This window comes from Rhodoplanes sp. SY1 (assembly GCF_046000175.1).
In the GTDB taxonomy this organism is placed as follows: Bacteria; Pseudomonadota; Alphaproteobacteria; order Rhizobiales; family Xanthobacteraceae; genus Rhodoplanes.
This window is the reverse complement of the sequence record NZ_JBEOMB010000083.1, coordinates 1-17,290: the sequence shown is the minus strand read 5'-3', so window position 1 is coordinate 17,290 and position 17,290 is coordinate 1. Positions and strand designations below refer to the sequence as shown.

The window sequence follows — 17,290 nt, the reverse complement described above, 5'->3', positions numbered from 1 at the left end:
AGAACGGCGTGACGAGCGCTATCCGGCCGGTCGAGGCGGCCCCGCTTCGGGATGCGCCGTCTCCTCCGCCCGGAAGGCGGCGACGTAGAGGGCCGGCAGGAAGATCAGGGTCAGCACGGTGGCGACCAGGAGGCCGCCCATGATGGCGTAGGCCATCGGGCCCCAGAAGATCGTCGCCGCGATCGGAATCATGCCGAGCACGGTCGAGATGGCGGTGAGCACGATCGGCCGCAGGCGCGACAGCGAGGCGGCGATCACGGCGTCCCAGATCGACTTGCCCTCGCCGCGCTCGGTCTCGATCTGGTCGATCAGGATCACGGCGTTGCGGGCGATCATGCCCATCAGGGCGAGGATGCCCAGGATGGCGACGAAGCCGAGCGGCTTCCCGGCCACGAGGAGCGCCGCGACGATGCCGATCAGGCCCAACGGAACCACACTCAGCACCAGGGCGAGGCGCGAAAAGCTCTGGAGCTGAATCATCAGGATGGTGACGGTGACGAACAGCATGGCCGGCACCACGGCGAACACCGAGGCCTGCGATCTGGCGCTCTCCTCGACAGTGCCGCCGGTGGCGATGCGGTAGCCGCTCGGCAGCCCGCCCTGCACCCGGCCGACCGTCGCGGCGAGGCCCGCCACCACGGCCTCGGGCGACACGCCGGCGGCCACGTCGGCCTGCACGGTCAGCGTGGGCAGTCCGTCGCGCCGCCAGATCAGCGGATACTCCTGCGCCTCCTCCAGCACGGCGAGCTGGCCGATCGGCACGGTGCGGCCGTTCGGCAACGCGACCTGCAGGTTGCGCAGCGTGTCGAGGGAGACGCGCTGCTCGTCGGTCGCCCGCACCACCACGTCGACCAGATGGATGCCGTCGCGCATCTGCGTCACGACGTTGCCCGACACGATGCTCGCCAGCACGCCGGCGATCTGCTCGGAGCCGAGCCCGAGCAGGCGCGCCTGATCCTGGTCCACGCGCATGCGCACCTCGCGGGCCGGCTCCATCCAGTCGAAATTGATCTGGCGCACCCGCGGGTCGGCCGCGATCGTGGTGGCGAGCCGCATGGCGGCGTCGCGCACCGCGCCGAGATCCGGACCGCTGACGCGGTACTGCACGGGCCAGCCGACCGGAGGCCCGAGCTCCAGCGGCACGATGCGCGACACGGCGCTCGGGAACTCTTCCGCGAGCACCTTCGAGAGCCGCTCGCGAAGGCGTTCGCGCCCCGGCACGTCCTTGGCGACGACGACGAGCTGGCTGAAGAAGTCGTTGCGGAGCTGCACGTCGAGGGGCAGGTAGAAGCGGATCACGCCGCGGCCCACATAGGTGCTCCAATGCGCGACGTCGGGATCGGCGGCCAGGATCGCGTCGAGCCGGGCGGACGCGTCGGCGCTCGCATGGATCGAGGCGTTCTGCGGCAGGCGGAGGTCCACCAGCAGCTCGGGGCGATCGGAGGAGGGGAAGAACTGCCGCGGAATCAGCGGCAGCGCCGCGATCGACGCGGCGAAGCAGGCGAGCGTCACGCCGATGGTGGTCCAGCGATGCCGCATGGCGCCGACCAGCCCGGCGCGGAAGATGCGGACGAGGCGGCCGGGCTCCGTCGCGGCCTTCGGGGTCGGCAGCAGCGCGACGCCGACCAGCGGCGTGAACAGGACCGCGACCACCCACGAGGCGATCAGCGCGACGCTGACGACCGCGAAGATCGAGAACGTGTACTCGCCGGCCGAGCTCCTGGCGAAGCCGATCGGAATGAACCCGGCGAGCGTCACGAACGAGCCGGTCAGCATCGGCATCGCCAGCGTCCTGTAGGCGAAGGCGGCCGACTCCGCCTTGGTCGCACCCTCGGCGAGCTTCATGGACATCGCGTCGATGGTCGACATGGCGTCGTCGACCAGCAGCGTCAGCGCGATGATCAGGGCTCCGAGCGAGATGCGCTGGAGATCGACCGAGATCAGCTCCATCACCGGAAACACCAGCGCCAGCGTCAGCGGGATCGACAGCGCGACGACGGCGCCGGCCCGGACGCCGAGGCTGACGATACTCACCGCCATGATGATCACGATCGCCTGCCAGAGCGATTCCATGAACTCGCCGATGGCGGTGTCGACCACGGCGGACTGGTCGGCGACCAGCACGGGCTCGATGCCGATCGGCAGGTCCGTGGTGATCTCGGCCATCAGCCGCTTCACGTCGCGGCCGAGGGCCAGAATGTCGCCGCCCTCGCGCATCGCGATCGCGAGCCCGACCGCCGGCGTTCCGCTCACCCGGAACATCGGCTGCGGCGGGTCGGCGAGGCCGCGCCGCACCGTCACGATGTCGCGCAGCCGCACCAGGCGGTTGCCGGCCGCGATGTTGACGTCGAGGATGTCGAGCTCGGACTCGAAGGCGCCGGAGACGCGCAGCACGATGGTCTCGTCGCCGGTCTGGATCGCCCCCGCTGGGCTCACCGCATTCTGGGCCCGCAGGGCCTGGATGATGGCCGACCGGTCGAGGCCGAGCCCGGCCAGCGTCGCGGTCGAGAACTCGATGAACACGCGCTCGTCCTGGGCGCCGAGGATCTCGACCTTGGAGACGTCGGGGATCGCCAGCAGGCGCTTGCGGATCGCCTCCGCGCGGTCGCGCAGCTCGCGCTGCGTGAAGCCGTCCGCCGTCAGCCCGTAGATGATCCCGAAGGTGTCGCCGAAATCGTCGTTGAAGCCGGGACCGACCACGCCGGCCGGCAGCGTGTGGCGCATGTCGGCGACGCGCTTGCGCACCTCGTACCAGATGTCCGGCACCTTTCCGGGCGGTGTCGAGCCTTTCAGGTTGACGAAGATCGTGGTTCGGCCCGGCACCGTGGTCGAGCGCAGGAAGTCGAGGCTCGGAACCTCCTTCAGGGTCCGCTCGAGCCGGTCGGTGATCTGGTCGAGCGTGTCGGCGAGCGTCGCGCCCGGCCACGCCGCCTCGACCACCATGGCGCGGAACGTGAACGCCGGGTCCTCGTTGCGGCCGAGCCGGATGTAGGACAAGAGCCCCGCCAGCGTCACGGCGATCATCAGATAGAGCACGAAGGAGCGGTGCCGCAGCGCCCAGGCCGAGAGGTTGGGGCCGCTCATGGCCGCGATCCGAGCAGCCGCACCTTCTGGCCGGGATGCAGCGCCTGCACGCCGGCCGTGACGACGATGTCGCCGACCTCCAGGCCGCCCGCGACCACGACCTTGGCCGGATCGAACCGCACCACCTCGACGTTGCGCAACGCCACCGTGGCGCTCCCCGGATCGACGATCCAAACGGCCGGCGCCCGGTCGGCGTGGGTGAGCGCGCTCGCCGGAATCTCGATCACGGCGCGGGCGTCGAGGACGAGCCGCCCGGTCACGGTGGCGCCGAGCCGCATCGCCTCCGGCGGGTCGGCGAGCCCGACCTTCACCTCGAAGGTGCGGGTCACCGGGTCGGCCTCGGGCGCCACCTCGCGCACCCGCCCGCGCGCCGTCACGGCGGGATCGTCGGTGAGGCTCACGGCGATCACGGCGTCCGGCGGCGCCGTGCGCAGCACCTGGGCCGGCACCTCGAACACGGCGTCGCGGCCACCCTGGCGGGCGAGCCGCACGATCGTCTGCCCGGCCTGGACCACCTCGCCGGGCTCGGCCCCGACCGCCGTGACGACGCCGGGCGCGTCGGCGGTCAGCACCGTGAAGCCGAGCAGATCCTCGGCGGTCTTCAGTTGTGCCTCCGCCGAATCGACGCGCGCCTGTGCGGTGTCGCGCTCCTTCTTGGCCTGGTCGAACAGGGCCCGGGTCGTCCAGCCCTGCGCCAGCAGGGTCTCCTGCCGCACGAAGTGATTGGTCGCCTGGGTGAGCGCTGCCTGCGCGGCGACGAGGTCGGCGCGGGCCGCGCGCACCGCATTGGTCTCGTTCTGCGGCTCGAGCCGCGCGATGGTCTGGCCGGCCGTCACCCGGTCCCCGACGGCCACGGGCCGCTCCGCCACGCGCCCGGCGATGCGGAAGCCGAGCGCCGCGACGTCCTGCGCGGCGATCCGGCCGGTCAGGGCCACGGTCTCGCCGGCCTCACGCTTGGCGATGGTGACGGTGCGGACCGGCCGCGGCTCCGGCGCCTTCGCCTCCTCGGCGGGCCCGCAGCCGGCGAGCAGCCCCACGAGGGTCAGTGCGGCCGCGCGCGCCGCGTCAGCCCGTCGGGGGCGCCACGAGCGCTTTGCGGATGGCGAGGGCGATCGCGACATAGGCCAACCCCGAGATCACGAGAGAGACACCGGCCACGACGCCGGCCTCGAGCTCCCGCACATGCGGGAACTTGAACACCAGCACCAGGCTCATCACGAGTGCCAGCAGGCCGGAGACGAGCAGCCACAAGGCGCCGCGCTGACGGCGGATCTTCACGGCACAGCCGATCTGCGACAGGCCGAGCACGACGAACACGATGGCGATCAGGAGCGTGATCGCCACCGCCCCCTTCAGCGGATTGAAATAAACGAGGATGCCGCCGACGATCTCGACGCCGCCGCCGAGGAGCTGCCAGACGAAGCCGGGCCACGCCTTGGTCTCGAACGCCTGGACGATCTTGGCGATGCCGACGATCACCAGCACGGCACCGAGCACCAGCCCGGCCGCCATGGTCGAGGTGGTGGGCAGCGCGATCGCCGCGCTCCCGCAGACGAGGAGCACGAGCCCGAGCAGCAGAAAGCTCCACCATCGGAACCGAAGCGGCACCCGGCCGGCCTCGGGCTCGGCCGCCGGTGCGGTCGCTTGCTCGGTCACCATGCCGTCCGGTCTCCCGTCGTCGGCGCGTCGACGACAGCGCCTCGCCTCGCCCCGAGACCGGCGGCGCGGCCGCCGACGCTTCGTCGAATGCCGCGCCGATGCTACCGCAGTGCGACAGCGCCGAACAACCGGACGTCGTGCTAGCCCGGTCTCCGGCGCGCCACATTGCAGGGCGGTCGCGACGGCGCGCGATCCGGGGTGCCCCCCTCCTGTCGCAAACGCCGGGCCGGCGGCCGTGCGGCGCGACCGCCCGGGCCCAGCTTGATCTTTCCGCCCGTTTGTGCCCTGAAACGCCCTGGCCGGCGCCCGCCGGCCGGCCGCGCCGCGATCGCCGGCCGCAGCAACGAGCGGAGAACGGCGTGACGAGCGCAGCGGATCGGCGCACGACGGGAGAGGGGCCGCTGCTCTCGGTGGTGCTGCCCGCCTACAACGAGGCCCGCAATGTCGGGCCGATGGCGGCCCGCCTCGTCGAGGTGATCGGCGCCATCCCGGGCCTCGCCGGCCGCTTCGAGATCGTCTTCGTCGACGACTGCTCGAAAGACGGCACGCTCGCCGCGCTGCGCCGCCTCGCCGCCGCCGACCCGCGCGTCCGCTACGTCTCCTTCACCCGCAACTTCGGCCACCAGGCGGCGCTGCGGGCCGGGCTCAAGCACGCCGCGGGCGATGCCGTGGTGCTGATGGACTGCGACTTCGAGCACCCGCCCGAGCTGATCCCGGAGTTCGTCGCCCGCTGGCGCGACGGCGCCCGGATCGTCGCGGCGCAACGCGAGACGTCGGCCGGCGACGTGTCAGCCTTCAAGCGGTTCACCTCGGCGCTCTACTACCGCGTGCTCGACGCCGTCGGCGACATCAGCATCGAGCCCGGCAGCGCCGACTTCCTGCTGCTCGACCGCACCGTCGTCGACACCATCAACGGTTTCGAGGACCACGATCTGTTCCTGCGCGGGCTGGTGCGCTGGCTCGGCCATCCGCTCGTCAAGGTGCCGTATCGCCAGGGCGTACGCAGCGAGGGCGAGTCGTCCTACACGCTGCGCCGGATGGTCGACCTCGCCGTCACGGGCATCATCGCCCACAGCGTCAAGCCGCTGCGCATCGCCATCCACCTCGCCCTGGTGTTCGCGCTGATCGGCGTGCTGCTGCTGGTCTATTCGGTCGTCAGCTTCCTGGCCATCGGCCATACCGTGGCGGGCTGGACCTCGATCATGTCGGCGATCGCCATTCTCGGGGCGGGCCAGTTCCTGGTGCTCGGCATCATCGGCGAGTATGTCGGCCGGGTGCTGCGCGAGACGCGCAAATGGCCGTCCTTCCTGGTCGCCGAGACCGAGCGCTCGGGCCAGGCCGGTTCGCGCCAGTCCGACCCGGACCACGCCGCGGTGGCGCCACGGCGTGCCTCGGCCGCCTCCTGAGCTGCGCGACGGACGGCAACCAGACGTCGTATTAGCCTGCTCCCCGGGTTGCTGCGTTGCACGATTTGCGCGACAAGTGGGTGGCAGCGCACCGCAGTCTCCCGCGAACGGCCGTCCGGACCGTCGGTGTCGCGCCCCGAAAGCGAGGCGCCCGTGACGATCGACCGCTCGCCCGTTCTCGTCGACCTCGCCCTCCAGGGAGGCGGTGCCCACGGCGCCTTCACCTGGGGCGTGCTCGACCGCCTGCTGGAGGAGCCCTGGCTCGAGATCGATGGCGTCTCCGGCACCTCGGCCGGCGCCATGAACGCGGCCGTGCTGGTCGACGGCTTCGCCGACGGCGGCCGCGACGGCGCCCGGAGCGCGCTCGAATCGTTCTGGCGCAGCGTGTCGGACGGGGCGCGGTTCAGCCCGTTCCAGCGCACGCCGCTCGACCTGATGCTCGGCCGCTGGACGCTCGACAACTCGCCCCTCTACGTGATCATGGACCTGATGGCCCGCCTGGTCTCGCCCTACGATCTGGTGGCGGGGGCCAACCCGCTGGCCGCGATCCTCGAGCGGCATGTGGACTTCTCCCGGCTCTCGCAGGCGCCGATAAAGCTGTTCGTCACGGCGACGAGCGTGCGCACCGGCCAGGGCCGCGTCTTCCGCAACGACGAGATCACGCCGGACGTGCTGCTCGCCTCGGCCTGCCTGCCGACCATGTTCCAGTCGGTCGAAATCGACGGCGAGGCCTATTGGGACGGCGGCTATTCGGGCAATCCGACCATCACGCCGCTGGTGCGCGAGTGCCGCTCGCGCGACACCATCATCGTCCAGATCAACCCGATCGAGCGCCTCGGCACGCCGCGCACGGCGCGCGACATTCTCAACCGGCTCAACGAGGTGTCGTTCAACGGCGTGCTCCTGAAGGAGCTGCGGATGATCGCGCTCCTGCGCCAGGTCGCCGACGCCGGCAATTGCGAGGGTGCGCAGTGGGCCCGCATGCGCATCCATCGCATCGCCTCGGCCGCGATGGCGGAGCTCTCCGCCTCCTCGAAGCTGCTCGCCGAATGGGGCTTCTTCTGCAAGCTGCGCGATCTCGGCCGCGCCGCCGCCGAGACGTTCCTGATCGAGAACGCGGCCGCGCTCGGCGAGCGCTCGACCTACGATCTCGACGCACTTCTGGCGAGGCCCTGATCCGATGCTCGGGCTCGCCGGAATCCTCGTCGGCCTCGCGCTCCTGATCGCCTTCGCCTATCGCGGCTGGAGCGTGCTGCTGCTGGCGCCGCTCGCCGCGCTGGTCGCCGCGGCGTTCGCGAGCGAGCCGCTGCTCGCCCACTGGACCCAGACCTTCATGGGCAGCGCGTCGCGCTTCCTCATGCAGTTCTTCCCGATCTTCCTGCTCGGCGCGCTGTTCGGCAAGCTGATGGAGGACACCGGCTCGGTCGGCGCCATCGCCGAAGCGATGACCCGGACGCTGGGGCCACGCCGCGCCGTCATGGCCGTCGTCGTCGCCGGGGCGATCGTCACCTATGGCGGCGTCAGCCTGTTCGTCGCCTTCTTTGTGCTCGCGCCGATGGCCGAGGCGTTGTTCCGCGCCGCCGACATTCCGCGCCGGCTGATGCCGGCCGCGATCGCGCTCGGCACCTCCACGTTCACGATGTCGGCGCTGCCCGGCACGCCGGCGATCCAGAACGCCATCCCGATGCCGTTCTTCGGCACCACGCCGTTCGCGGCACCGGGCCTCGGCATCGTCGCCGCCATCATCATGCTGGGTTTCGGGCTCGGCTGGCTCGCCCTCGCCGAACAGCGCGCCCGGCGCCGCGGCGAGGGTTTCGGTCCCGGCCTGATGGCGGATGTCGCGGGCGCGGCAGCGGACGACACGGTGCGCGAGCGGGCGACCGTGGCGCAGTCCTTCGATCCCGTGGAAGCGCCGCGCGGCGACCGCGCTGTCGCTGGACCGCCCGCCGCCGTCGCCTTCGCGCCGCTGGTCGTGGTGGTCGCGGTCAATCTCGTGATGTCGCTTCTCGTGCTGCCGCGGCTCGACACCGCATTCCTGGCCGAGCCGCGCTGGGGCGAGACTTCGCTCGCCGCGGTCGGCGGCGTGTGGTCGGTCGTCGTCGCCCTCGCCGCCGCGATCGTCACGGTGCTGGTGCTCAACCCGAAGCGGCTCGCGACGCCGCGGACCAGCATCGACGCCGGCGTCAACGCCTCGGTGCTGCCCGCCGTCAGCGTGGCGAGCCTGGTCGGCTTCGGCGCCGTGGTCGCGGCGCTGCCGGCCTTCGCCGTGGTGCGCGACTGGGTGCTGTCGATCGGGGGCGGGCCGCTGGTGTCGCTCGCCGTCTCGACCAACATCCTGGCAGCGCTGACCGGCTCCGCCTCGGGCGGCATGACGATCGCCCTCGATGCGCTGGGCGCCATCTATCTGGGCCTCGCCGCCGTGCAGGGCATCGACCCGGCGCTCCTGCACCGGGTCGCCGTGATCGGCGCCGGCACGCTCGACAGCCTGCCCCACAACGGCGCCGTGGTGACGCTGCTCGCCGTCTGCGGCACCACGCATCGCGAGGGTTATCTCGACATCGTCATGGTCGCGATCGTCGGCGCCATCGTGGCGCTCGCCGCCGTGATCGGGCTCGGCACGGTGTTCGGCTCGTTCTGAGGCTCGGTCGGGATTGGGGACCCGACAGCGCTGTCCAGGAGAACGCCGTCGAGAATGCCGTCGGCCACTGGCGCGCCGGCCGCGCGCGAAGACCGGCCTGGCGGGTGTTCAGGGATGCGCCGCGTTGACGGTGCGTCGCGCCGGCCGGCCCGGATCGGGCGCCCGCGGCGCGACGAGGCAGAGCATGCGCTCGCCCGGATGGTCGGCGTGCCAGCGGATCGTCCGCGCGTCCATGCCGAGCGTCAGCAGCGCTTCGTAGAGCGCCGCCCGTCTGCCGTCGAAGAAGAACTGGTCGGTCGCCTGCTCGAAGCGGCGCGCCGCCGCCTTCGACCCGAACTCGACGAGATCGAGCCCGGTCGCACAGCTGCGGATCGCGAAACGGTGTCGCGCCATCGGCGTGCCCCTCCAGTCCCGATCATGCGCCGCCGTCGTCGCGGGCGAAATCAGGAGAACCGCGGCCCTACCATCGTAGGCCGGCCAGCCGGATCGCGGTTACGGGTCGTCGATGCCCGCGGGCGCGCACGGGCAGGACGGCGGTGGGGATCCGAGCCGGGTCTCAGTCCTGGTCGAAGAAGGTGCCGAGCGAGCTGCCCGGCTCCAGCACCGAGCCGTCGTCGTCGATGCTCTGCTCGAGCTCCTGCACGTAGCGCGGCGGTGGGCCGCCGCCGTCGATCACGGGCGCGCCGGGGCCGCCGGCCCGGTAGGTCGCGTAGGCCTCCGGCGTGCCGACATAGGCGCAGTTGCAGCCCCGCGGATCGGCGTAGACGTACCAGGTCTTGCCGTCCTTGCGGCGGACCGCGAGCTTGTCGGCGGGCAGGCTGCGCAGATGTGCGGCGCGCTCCGGCGTGTCGGCATAGCGCACCGCGAAGCCGGACGCCGTGAACAGATTGTTCGGGCGCTGTCGCTCCTGGGCGTCGACGGGCCCGGCGAGAAGCGCCGCGGCCGACAGGACGACGGCGGCGGATCGGTTCGTGACGACGGCTCGGGTCATCGTGGCTGGTCCTCGCAGGCGGCGTCGCGGGCGGCGCAACGCGCCGTCAGTTAGCGCGTCGAGCGGGCGCGCTTCAAGCGTGCGAGGCGCCGAGCGCCACCGGCGCGGCGCTCCTGCAACTCGCTTGCAGTTTCGAGTGATTCCAATCAGGGTTTCCCCAAATAGCGCCACCGGGTGAGGCCTGTTACGCCATGACCGTACCAAGGAGTATGCCGACATGGCCTACAAGATCATCGCGTCGCAATGCACCGCGTGCGGCGCCTGCGAGTTCGAGTGTCCCAATTCCGCGATCAGCATGAAGGGCGACATCTACGTCATCGATGCCGTCAAGTGCACCCAGTGCGAAGGCCATTTCGACGAGCCGCAATGCGCCGTCGTCTGCCCGGTCGAGGGCACCTGCGTTCCTGCCTGAGAGTGACGTCCGCGGCCTGGAGCGAGGGCTCCGGGGCGATCCGTGGCCGCCCGGTTCGAGGCCGAAACGGCGCTTCGCCGTTCCGTGCGCCCGGTCGACGCCACGACGGAGACGCGCTCGACGAGCGAGAATAAAAAATGGCCGGGCATGCCCGGCCATTTTCGTTGTGAGAGTCGGGAGCGCCGGCGGTCTCAGCCGCCCGCGCTCATCGACGAGCGGAACGCCCAGCCGACGAAGTAGCTCTCCACATAGGCGAAGATCGCGTACATGATGATGCCTTCCGCCGCGAGCAGCAGCAGCCCGGCGAAGACGAGCGGCATCTGGAAGTTCGAGCCCGCCTGCACCATCAGAAAGCCCAGTCCGGCATTCGCCGCGATCGTCTCGGACACCACGGTGCCGACGAAGGCGAGCGTGATGGCGACCTTCAGCGACCCGAACAGGTAGGGCTGGGTGCGCGGGATGCCGATCTTCAGCATGATGTCGAGCTTCTTCGCCCCGAGCGCGCGCAGCACGTCCTCGAGCTCCGGCTCGATGGTCGACAGGCCCGTCGCGACGTTGACGACGATTGGGAAGAACGAGATCAGGAATGCGGTGAGGATCGCCGGGATCTCGCCGATGCCGAACCAGATCACGAGGATCGGCACCACGGCGACCTTCGGCACCGAGTTGAAGCCGATCATCACCGGATAGAGGCCGCGATAGATCGTCCGTGACCAGCCGACCACGATGCCGAGCACGATGCCGAACACGACAGCGAGCGCGAAGCCGGCGAGCGTAGTCCACAGCGTGACGAAGGAGTTCTTCGCCAGCGGCCACCAGTACTGCGCCATGGCGACGAAGATCTGCGACGGCGCCGGCAGGATGAAGGGGTCGACCTTGAAGCCGCGGCAGATCACCTCCCAGATCAGGAACATCGCGATGGTGAACAGCCACGGCGACAGCCGCTCGATGGTGTGCGTGTTCATCCCTTCCGCGCCTCCCCGATCTTGGCCCGCAGCTCGTGGACGATGTCGGTGAAGGCCGGCTCGTAGCAGACCTCGATCGGCCGCGGACGCGGAAAGGGGACCTCCTTGGTGAGGACGAGGCGGCCGGGCCGTGCGCTCATCATGTGGATCTTGTCGGCCAGGAACGTCGCCTCGCGCAGGTCGTGCGTCACCAGGATCACGGTGAAGCCGATCTTCTGCCAGAGGTCGCGCAGGACGCACCACAGCTCCTCGCGCGTGAAGGCGTCGAGCGCCGCGAAGGGCTCGTCGAGCATCAGGAGCGCCGGCTGATGAATCAGGGCGCGGCACAGCGAGACGCGCTGCTGCATGCCGCCGGAGAGCTCCCACGGGAAGCGGTCGCCGAAGCCGGCGAGCCCGACGGTGGCGAGCAGCGCCTCGGCCTCGGCGCGGTAGCGGTCCTTCTCCTTGCGGAAGCGGGAGCGGTGCGGCTGCACGATCTCGAGCGGCAGCAGCACGTTGTCGATGACCTTGCGCCACGGCAGCAGGTTGGGGTTCTGGAACGCCATGCCGGCCATCTTGACCGGGCCGTGCACCGTGTTGCCCTCGATGGCGATCTTGCCGAAGTCGGGCGGCAGCAGGCCGGTGACCAGCTTCATCAGCGAGGACTTGCCGCAGCCCGACGGGCCGACGACGGCGGCGAACTCGCCTTTCTGCAGGCTGACGCTGAAACGGTCGAGCGCGTGCACGCCGCCGTTCGCGCCCTTGTAGATCAGGGTGACGTCGTCGATGTCGACGAAGGCCGTCATGCCGCGGCCTCCGTCGAGACGGGGCCGCGGGCGCGGCGGGAGAGTTTTGGACGCATGGTGGACTCGTTGTTCGCCGTCGTTCCGATCGGCCGGCCGGAGCGGGCGGAGACCGGATACCGTGATCCCCTGCCGTGCGCATTGAAGCCGGTGCACGGGCGTTGCGCCCGCGCACCGGAGCGACGCGTGACGGTCAGAGCTTGCGGGCCGCGGCGGGGGGCAGGAACTCGCTGGTGAAGACGTCCTCGGCCTTCGGCTTGGCCTTGAACTCGTAGGTGATGCCGATCTGGTCGATCGACTTGGCGAGCCGCGCCATGTCGACTCCGCCGAGCCCGTTCTCCTTCACCCACGGGGTGACGAAGTTGTCGCGCAGCGACATCTTCAGGCGCGCCAGCTCGGTCTTCTCGTCGGCCGTCTCGTTGCGCTTCATCACCGACTTGATGGCGCTCTCGGGGTCCTTGATGGTGTCCTGGACGCCCTTGAGGGTGGCGCGCACAAAGCCCTCGACCACCTTCGGGTTCGCCTTGGCGAAGTCCGGATTGACCATGATGGCGTTGCCGTAGAGCACCAGGCCATAGTCGGACATCAGCATCACCTTGATGTCCTCCGGCTTCAGATTCCGCTGCAGCAGGTTGAAGTACATCGAGAACGAGAAGCCCGTGATGGCGTCGACCTTGCCGTCGGCGAGCATCGGCTCGCGCACCGGGAAGCCGATGTTCTCGATCTTCACCTTGGAGTCGTCGATGGCGTTCTCCTTCACGAACGCCTTCCATTGCGCGAAAGCGCCGTCGGCGGCCGGCGCGCCCAGCACCTTGCCTTCGAGGTCCTTCGGCTTGGCGATGCCGGTCTTGGTCGTGGTGGCGATGGCGAAGGGCGGCTTGTCGTAGACCATCATGATGGCCTTGACCGCCTTGTCGGGGTTCTGGTCGCGGAACTTGACCAGCGAGTTGATGTCGAAGAAGCCGAGCGGGTAGGTGCCGGCGGCGACGCGGGCGATGCCGGCGACCGAGCCGGGGCCGGTGTCGACCGTGACGTTGAGGCCCTCCGCCTTGTAGTAGCCCTTGTCGATGGCGACGAAATAGGGCGCCGACGGTCCCTCGAACTTCCAGTCGAGGGCGAACTTCACGTCGGTGTCGGCGAACGCCGGGGCGATCATCGCCAGGCTCGCCGCCAGCGCACAGATCGCGAGCGATTTCTTCATTCGAATGCTCCCTTGGCCATGCGGGCTGGTTGTCCAGCCAGGTGTCCAGCACATTGCCGAGCCGTTGTCCGGCAAGTTGCAGAGTCGGTCAGCAAGCCGCGTGCCACGAAATTCGCCAGACCGCGCCGTAAGTCCGCGGCAGGACGGGAGAAACGCTGTCTAAAAAAGATGCAGGCGGCAGTGACCTGCCCACAATACCGCCCGGCGCGAAATCCTGAAATCGCCGTCCCGTCCGCCGGACGAGGCGGGTTGCCGCAGGGGTGCGCGTCGCCGCGCCGCTCACGAGCCGCGATAGGTCGAGAAGCTCCAGGGCGTGACCAGCAGCGGCACGTGGTAGTGGCCCTCGGCCTCGGCGACCGAGAACCGCAGCGGCACCGTGTCGAGGAAGGGCGGGTCGGCGAGGGCCACGCCGCGCGCCGCGAAATACGCCCCGACCTCGAAGACCAGCTCGTAGGTGCCGATCGGCACCGGCCGGCCGCCGATCAGGGGCCCGTCGGTGCGGCCGTCGTGATTGGTGACGGCCTGCGTGACGACCCGGCGGGCGTCGCCGGGGCCGATCTCGAACAGCGTCAGCGGAATTCCCTTCGCCGGCGAGCCGCCATGGGTGTCGAGCACATGGGTCGACAGCCGCCCGGCGAGCGGCAGCCGGTCGGGCGCGGCGACGAGCTGGTCGAGCCGCAGCGCGGCGATGCGGAAGACCTCGTCGAGGGCCGTGGCGTGCTCGGTCGTGCTGTCGTTGGCGAGCCGGCGCTCGAATTGGCGAAGGATAGACGCCTTGGTGTGGCGCCGCACGCAGACGATGAACGGGATGCCGTGCTTCTGCTGGTAGGCGTCGTTGAGGCGGTGGAAAGCGGCGTACTCGTCCTCGGTCAGCCGGTCGAGCCCGGCGCTCGCCTGCTCGGCCGTCGAGGCGGCGGTCAGCGCGCCGGCGCGGGCCGCCTTGCCGGCGAGGTCCGGGTGGGCTGCCAGCAGCGCGCGCTGGCGCTCCGGGCCGGCGGCCGTGACGGCCGCCACCATGGCGTCGAGCAGCGCCTTCAGCGAGCCGAACGGCCGCGCCGCCACGACCGCCTCGGCGGCCCAGGGCGAGTGCTCGAAGATGCCGCCGAGCGCGGCGACGAAATCGATCTCGGCAGCGGCGTTCAGGGTGTCGAGGGAGAGGGATGTCATGAAAATCTGCCGTCCAGATCGGGTTTCGTCGAAGCGTGGCCGGGAACCGCAGCTTGTAACCTCTCCCCGGGCGGCGGGGAGAGGGAAAGCGCGCCGCGAGCCCTGCGCTCACGCGTTCACTCCCCCCTTGCCCCGGCGGCGAGCCAGGCGGCGAGGAGGGCGCGCTCGTCGAGCGTCATCTCGGTCACGTTGCCGGGCGGCATCGCGTGGCTGCGCACCGCCTGCAGCTCGATCAGCCGGGCGTGCCGTCGGATGGTCTCCGGATCGTCGAGCCGCAGGTCCTTGGGCGGATGGCCGATGCCGGCCCACACCGGCTCGCCGGCGTGGCACATGCTGCAGCGGGAGATCACCACGTCGCTGACCTCGGCGAAGGTGGGGGCAGCCGGCAGCGCGCCGGTTCTGGCCTCGCGCGGCCCCGCCATCGACAGCGCGACGATCGCGGCGACGCCGGCGGCCGCGACCGCCCAGGTCCACCACGGGCTGCCCTTGCCGGCGTGCCGGGTGTTGTAGAAGTGCCGGATCACCGGGCCGATCAGCAGCACGATCGCGACGATGAGCCAGTTGTACTTCGTCGCGAAGACCAGCGGGTAGTGGTTCGACAACATCAGGAAGACGACCGGCAGCGTCAGGTAGTTGTTGTGCACCGAGCGCTGCTTGCCGATCTCGCCCCAATACGGGTCCGGCTTGCGGCCTTCGATCAGGGCCGCCACGGTCTTCTTCTGGAACGGGATGATGACGACGAACACGTTCGCCACCATGATGGTGCCGACCAGGGCGCCGATCTGGGTCAGCGCGCCGCGGCCCGAGAACACGTGCGTGAACGCATAGGTCAGCCCGACCAGGAACACGTAGCCGACCAGCGCCAGCGCCACCTCATGCTTGCCGAGTGGCGAGCGGCACAGGCCCTCGTAGGCGAGCCAGGCGACCACCAGGGTGCCGAAGGCGAGGCCGGCGGCCTGCGGGACCGTGAGGTCGAGCACGGCCTTGTCGATCAGGAACAGGTCGGCGCCGAGATAGTAGACGACGACCAGCAGGGCGAAGCCGGACAGCCAGGTGGCGTAGGCCTCCCACTTGAACCAGGTCAGCTCGTCCGGCATCCGGGCCGGCGCCACCAGGTACTTGGCGATGTGGTAGAAGCCGCCGCCGTGGACCTGCCAGGCCTCGCCCTTGACGCCGTCCGGCAGCGCCGTGCCGTCGTGGCGGCCGCGCAGGCTGAGATCGAGGTGGATGAAGTAGAACGAGCTGCCGATCCATGCCATGGCGGCGACCACGTGCAGCCACCGCAGCAGGGCGGACGCCCATTCGGTCAGGACAAGCTCCAAGATCGGGCCTCGTCGATCGGGGGTTTTCAGACGCGTGGCGGCGGGCGAGGCGGTGCCCGGGCCGGCCCCGCGTCGGGGGCGGCGCACCATGGCAGAGCCGGGGCGGCGAGTTCAAGAGACCAGCACCCCCGTCATCCTGAACACGATTTGAGCAGTTCGCTCAGTCGATGGGCGGCGGCCGGCTCCGGTCCGATACGGAATTCTCCTCATCGCGCGATTCCGTTGTCCCGCCCGATCGATGCACGCGGCGCACCCCTTGGCATGCTCCTTGCGGCAGCGGCTCGGCCGGCCGCCCGGCCGCCGCTCGACGGCCCGATCCCGCACTGCACGGGGCGGGACGCTTCCGGACCCCAAGGATTTCGACGACGCAAGGAGTGACGATGCACGCAGCTCTTTGGCCCGCAGCTCTTCGGCCCGCAGCGCTTCGCAGGGGGGCCGGTCGCTTCGCCGGCCGCATGCTCGCCGCCGCCCTCGGCACCGCGCTGAGCCTCGCCGCCGCGTGGCCGGCGCAGGCGCAGGAGACCATCAAGGTCGGCATCCTGCATTCGCTCTCCGGCACCATGGCGATCAGCGAGACGACCTTGAAGGACGTCATGCTGATGCTGATCGAGGAGCAGAACAAGAAGGGCGGCCTGCTCGGCAAGAAGCTCGAGGCCGTGGTCGTCGATCCTGCGTCGAACTGGCCGCTGTTCGCCGAGAAGGCGCGCGAGCTGATCACCAAGGACAAGGTCGCGGCGGTGTTCGGCTGCTGGACCTCGGTGTCGCGAAAATCCGTGCTCCCGGTGTTCAAGGAGCTGAACTCGATCCTGTTCTATCCGGTGCAGTACGAGGGCGAGGAGAGCGAGCGCAACGTGTTCTACACGGGCGCGGCGCCGAACCAGCAGGCGATCCCGGCCGTCGACTATCTGATGAAGGAGGAGAAGGTGCAGCGCTGGGTGCTGGAGGGCACCGACTACGTCTATCCGCGCACCACCAACAAGATCCTGGAGGCCTACCTGAAGTCCAAGGGCGTCGCCGCCGAGGACATCTCGATCAACTACACGCCGTTCGGGCATTCCGACTGGCAGACCCGCGTCGCCGAGATCAAGCGCTTCGGCTCGGCCGGCAAGAAGACCGCCGTCGTGTCGACCATCAACGGCGACGCCAACGTGCCGTTCTACAAGGAGCTCGGCAACCAGGGCGTCAAGGCGACCGACATCCCGGTGGTGGCGTTCTCGGTCGGCGAGGAGGAGCTCGCCGGCATCGACACCAAGCCGCTGCTCGGCCATCTCGCCGCCTGGAACTACTTCCAGTCGATCGATACGCCCGCCAACAAGGCGTTCATCGAGAAGTGGAAGGCCTTCACCAAGAATCCGAAGCGCGTCTCCAACGACCCGATGGAGGCCCACGTCGTCGGCTTCGCCATGTGGGTGAAGGCGGTCGAGATGCTGCCGAACCACCACATCACCAAGCCGGTGTTCATCGGCGAGATCAAGGACGACGGCCAGTTCGACGTGGTGTGGAAGACGGAAGGGCTCGTCCCGGGCGAGGCGTGGTCGCCCTATCTCGAGGGCTCGAAGGATCTCACCGCCGACTGGGTCAAGCTCAAGTGCGGCAACTACAACACCAAGACGCAGAAATGCGGCGGGTGAGCCGGCGCGACGTTGTCTTCACCTCTCCCCGC

Annotated in this window: 15 protein-coding genes; 5 read left to right on the top strand and 10 right to left on the bottom strand. The window is 70.0% G+C overall.

Annotated features, from left to right (window positions below):
• Positions 1–18: 18 nt before the first annotated feature.
• Genes ABTU92_RS20560 through ABTU92_RS20550 form a run of 3 tightly spaced genes read right to left on the bottom strand, consistent with a single transcriptional unit; the run spans position 19 to position 4,743 of the window.
• Positions 19–3,084, bottom strand: coding sequence for an efflux RND transporter permease subunit (locus tag ABTU92_RS20560; RefSeq protein WP_408093496.1), 3,066 nt, complete (start codon positions 3,082–3,084; stop codon positions 19–21).
• On the bottom strand, positions 3,081–4,121 hold the full coding sequence (locus tag ABTU92_RS20555) for an efflux RND transporter periplasmic adaptor subunit (RefSeq protein ID WP_408093495.1): 1,041 nt from the start codon (positions 4,119–4,121) through the stop codon (positions 3,081–3,083). The genes ABTU92_RS20560 and ABTU92_RS20555 overlap by 4 nt, the downstream gene beginning before the upstream one ends.
• Positions 4,122–4,149: 28 nt before the next feature.
• Positions 4,150–4,743, bottom strand: coding sequence for an HdeD family acid-resistance protein (locus ABTU92_RS20550; protein WP_408093494.1), 594 nt, complete (start codon positions 4,741–4,743; stop codon positions 4,150–4,152).
• Between the two features lie 359 nt (positions 4,744–5,102).
• Between ABTU92_RS20550 and ABTU92_RS20545 the strand changes: the two genes are divergently transcribed.
• From ABTU92_RS20545 to ABTU92_RS20535, 3 genes are all read left to right on the top strand, one after another.
• Positions 5,103–6,149 carry a glycosyltransferase family 2 protein gene (locus ABTU92_RS20545; RefSeq protein WP_408093493.1) on the top strand — a complete coding sequence of 349 codons (1,047 nt, stop codon included), beginning with the start codon at positions 5,103–5,105 and terminating at the stop codon, positions 6,147–6,149.
• 126 nt (positions 6,150–6,275) lie between these two features.
• Positions 6,276–7,325: a patatin-like phospholipase family protein gene (locus tag ABTU92_RS20540; protein ID WP_408093492.1), complete on the top strand. Its 1,050-nt coding sequence runs from the start codon at positions 6,276–6,278 to the stop codon at positions 7,323–7,325.
• A 4-nt stretch (positions 7,326–7,329) separates the two neighbouring features.
• On the top strand, positions 7,330–8,787 hold the full coding sequence (locus ABTU92_RS20535; RefSeq protein WP_408093491.1) for a GntP family permease: 1,458 nt from the start codon (positions 7,330–7,332) through the stop codon (positions 8,785–8,787).
• Positions 8,788–8,895: 108 nt separating this feature from the next.
• Here the strand turns inward: ABTU92_RS20535 and ABTU92_RS20530 are convergent, their stop codons facing one another.
• Together ABTU92_RS20530 and ABTU92_RS20525 are read right to left on the bottom strand one after the other, a co-directional pair.
• Positions 8,896–9,180: a hypothetical protein gene (locus tag ABTU92_RS20530; RefSeq protein WP_408093490.1), complete on the bottom strand. Its 285-nt coding sequence runs from the start codon at positions 9,178–9,180 to the stop codon at positions 8,896–8,898.
• Positions 9,181–9,343: 163 nt separating this feature from the next.
• Positions 9,344–9,778 (bottom strand): hypothetical protein, encoded by a 435-nt coding sequence (locus ABTU92_RS20525; RefSeq protein WP_408093489.1) that lies wholly within the window; start codon positions 9,776–9,778, stop codon positions 9,344–9,346.
• A gap of 217 nt (positions 9,779–9,995) precedes the next feature.
• Between ABTU92_RS20525 and ABTU92_RS20520 the strand changes: the two genes are divergently transcribed.
• Positions 9,996–10,190, top strand: coding sequence for a 4Fe-4S binding protein (locus ABTU92_RS20520; protein ID WP_111359667.1), 195 nt, complete (start codon positions 9,996–9,998; stop codon positions 10,188–10,190).
• 191 nt (positions 10,191–10,381) lie between these two features.
• On the opposite strand, the gene ABTU92_RS20515 is transcribed toward ABTU92_RS20520, so the two are convergent.
• The 5 genes from ABTU92_RS20515 to ABTU92_RS20495 all read right to left on the bottom strand — a co-directional run bounded on the left by ABTU92_RS20515 (position 10,382) and on the right by ABTU92_RS20495 (position 15,627).
• Entirely contained in the window at positions 10,382–11,155 is a 774-nt protein-coding gene (locus ABTU92_RS20515; RefSeq protein WP_408093488.1) for an ABC transporter permease, read from the bottom strand.
• On the bottom strand, positions 11,152–11,940 hold the full coding sequence (locus ABTU92_RS20510) for an ABC transporter ATP-binding protein (protein ID WP_408093487.1): 789 nt from the start codon (positions 11,938–11,940) through the stop codon (positions 11,152–11,154). The genes ABTU92_RS20515 and ABTU92_RS20510 overlap by 4 nt, the downstream gene beginning before the upstream one ends.
• Positions 11,941–12,130: 190 nt before the next feature.
• A complete protein-coding gene (locus tag ABTU92_RS20505) occupies positions 12,131–13,138 on the bottom strand; it encodes an ABC transporter substrate-binding protein (protein ID WP_408093486.1) in 1,008 nt (335 codons plus the stop codon).
• 279 nt (positions 13,139–13,417) lie between these two features.
• Entirely contained in the window at positions 13,418–14,305 is an 888-nt protein-coding gene (gene uraD, locus ABTU92_RS20500; protein WP_408093485.1) for a 2-oxo-4-hydroxy-4-carboxy-5-ureidoimidazoline decarboxylase, read from the bottom strand.
• A gap of 116 nt (positions 14,306–14,421) precedes the next feature.
• The gene (locus tag ABTU92_RS20495) at positions 14,422–15,627 is read right to left on the bottom strand and encodes a urate hydroxylase PuuD (RefSeq protein WP_408093484.1); all 1,206 of its coding nucleotides are present in this window, start codon (positions 15,625–15,627) and stop codon (positions 14,422–14,424) included.
• A 455-nt stretch (positions 15,628–16,082) separates the two neighbouring features.
• On the opposite strand from ABTU92_RS20495, the gene ABTU92_RS20490 reads away from it, so the two are divergent.
• Positions 16,083–17,258, top strand: a complete 1,176-nt coding sequence (locus tag ABTU92_RS20490; RefSeq protein WP_408093483.1) for an ABC transporter substrate-binding protein — start codon at positions 16,083–16,085, stop codon at positions 17,256–17,258.
• Positions 17,259–17,290: the final 32 nt, after the last annotated feature.

What these genes read in the sequence shown, in the direction of transcription:
- ABTU92_RS20510 (WP_408093487.1), bottom strand. Translation starts at nt 11,940, where the DNA reads ATGACGGCCTTCGTCGACATCGACGACGTCACCCTGATCTACAAGGGC.
- ABTU92_RS20535 (WP_408093491.1), top strand. Translation starts at nt 7,330, where the DNA reads ATGCTCGGGCTCGCCGGAATCCTCGTCGGCCTCGCGCTCCTGATCGCC.
- ABTU92_RS20550 (WP_408093494.1), bottom strand. Translation starts at nt 4,743, where the DNA reads ATGGTGACCGAGCAAGCGACCGCACCGGCGGCCGAGCCCGAGGCCGGC.
- ABTU92_RS20520 (WP_111359667.1), top strand. Translation starts at nt 9,996, where the DNA reads ATGGCCTACAAGATCATCGCGTCGCAATGCACCGCGTGCGGCGCCTGC.
- ABTU92_RS20560 (WP_408093496.1), bottom strand. Translation starts at nt 3,084, where the DNA reads ATGAGCGGCCCCAACCTCTCGGCCTGGGCGCTGCGGCACCGCTCCTTC.
- ABTU92_RS20525 (WP_408093489.1), bottom strand. Translation starts at nt 9,778, where the DNA reads ATGACCCGAGCCGTCGTCACGAACCGATCCGCCGCCGTCGTCCTGTCG.
- ABTU92_RS20505 (WP_408093486.1), bottom strand. Translation starts at nt 13,138, where the DNA reads ATGAAGAAATCGCTCGCGATCTGTGCGCTGGCGGCGAGCCTGGCGATG.
- ABTU92_RS20530 (WP_408093490.1), bottom strand. Translation starts at nt 9,180, where the DNA reads ATGGCGCGACACCGTTTCGCGATCCGCAGCTGTGCGACCGGGCTCGAT.
- uraD (WP_408093485.1), bottom strand. Translation starts at nt 14,305, where the DNA reads ATGACATCCCTCTCCCTCGACACCCTGAACGCCGCTGCCGAGATCGAT.
- ABTU92_RS20515 (WP_408093488.1), bottom strand. Translation starts at nt 11,155, where the DNA reads ATGAACACGCACACCATCGAGCGGCTGTCGCCGTGGCTGTTCACCATC.
- ABTU92_RS20490 (WP_408093483.1), top strand. Translation starts at nt 16,083, where the DNA reads ATGCTCGCCGCCGCCCTCGGCACCGCGCTGAGCCTCGCCGCCGCGTGG.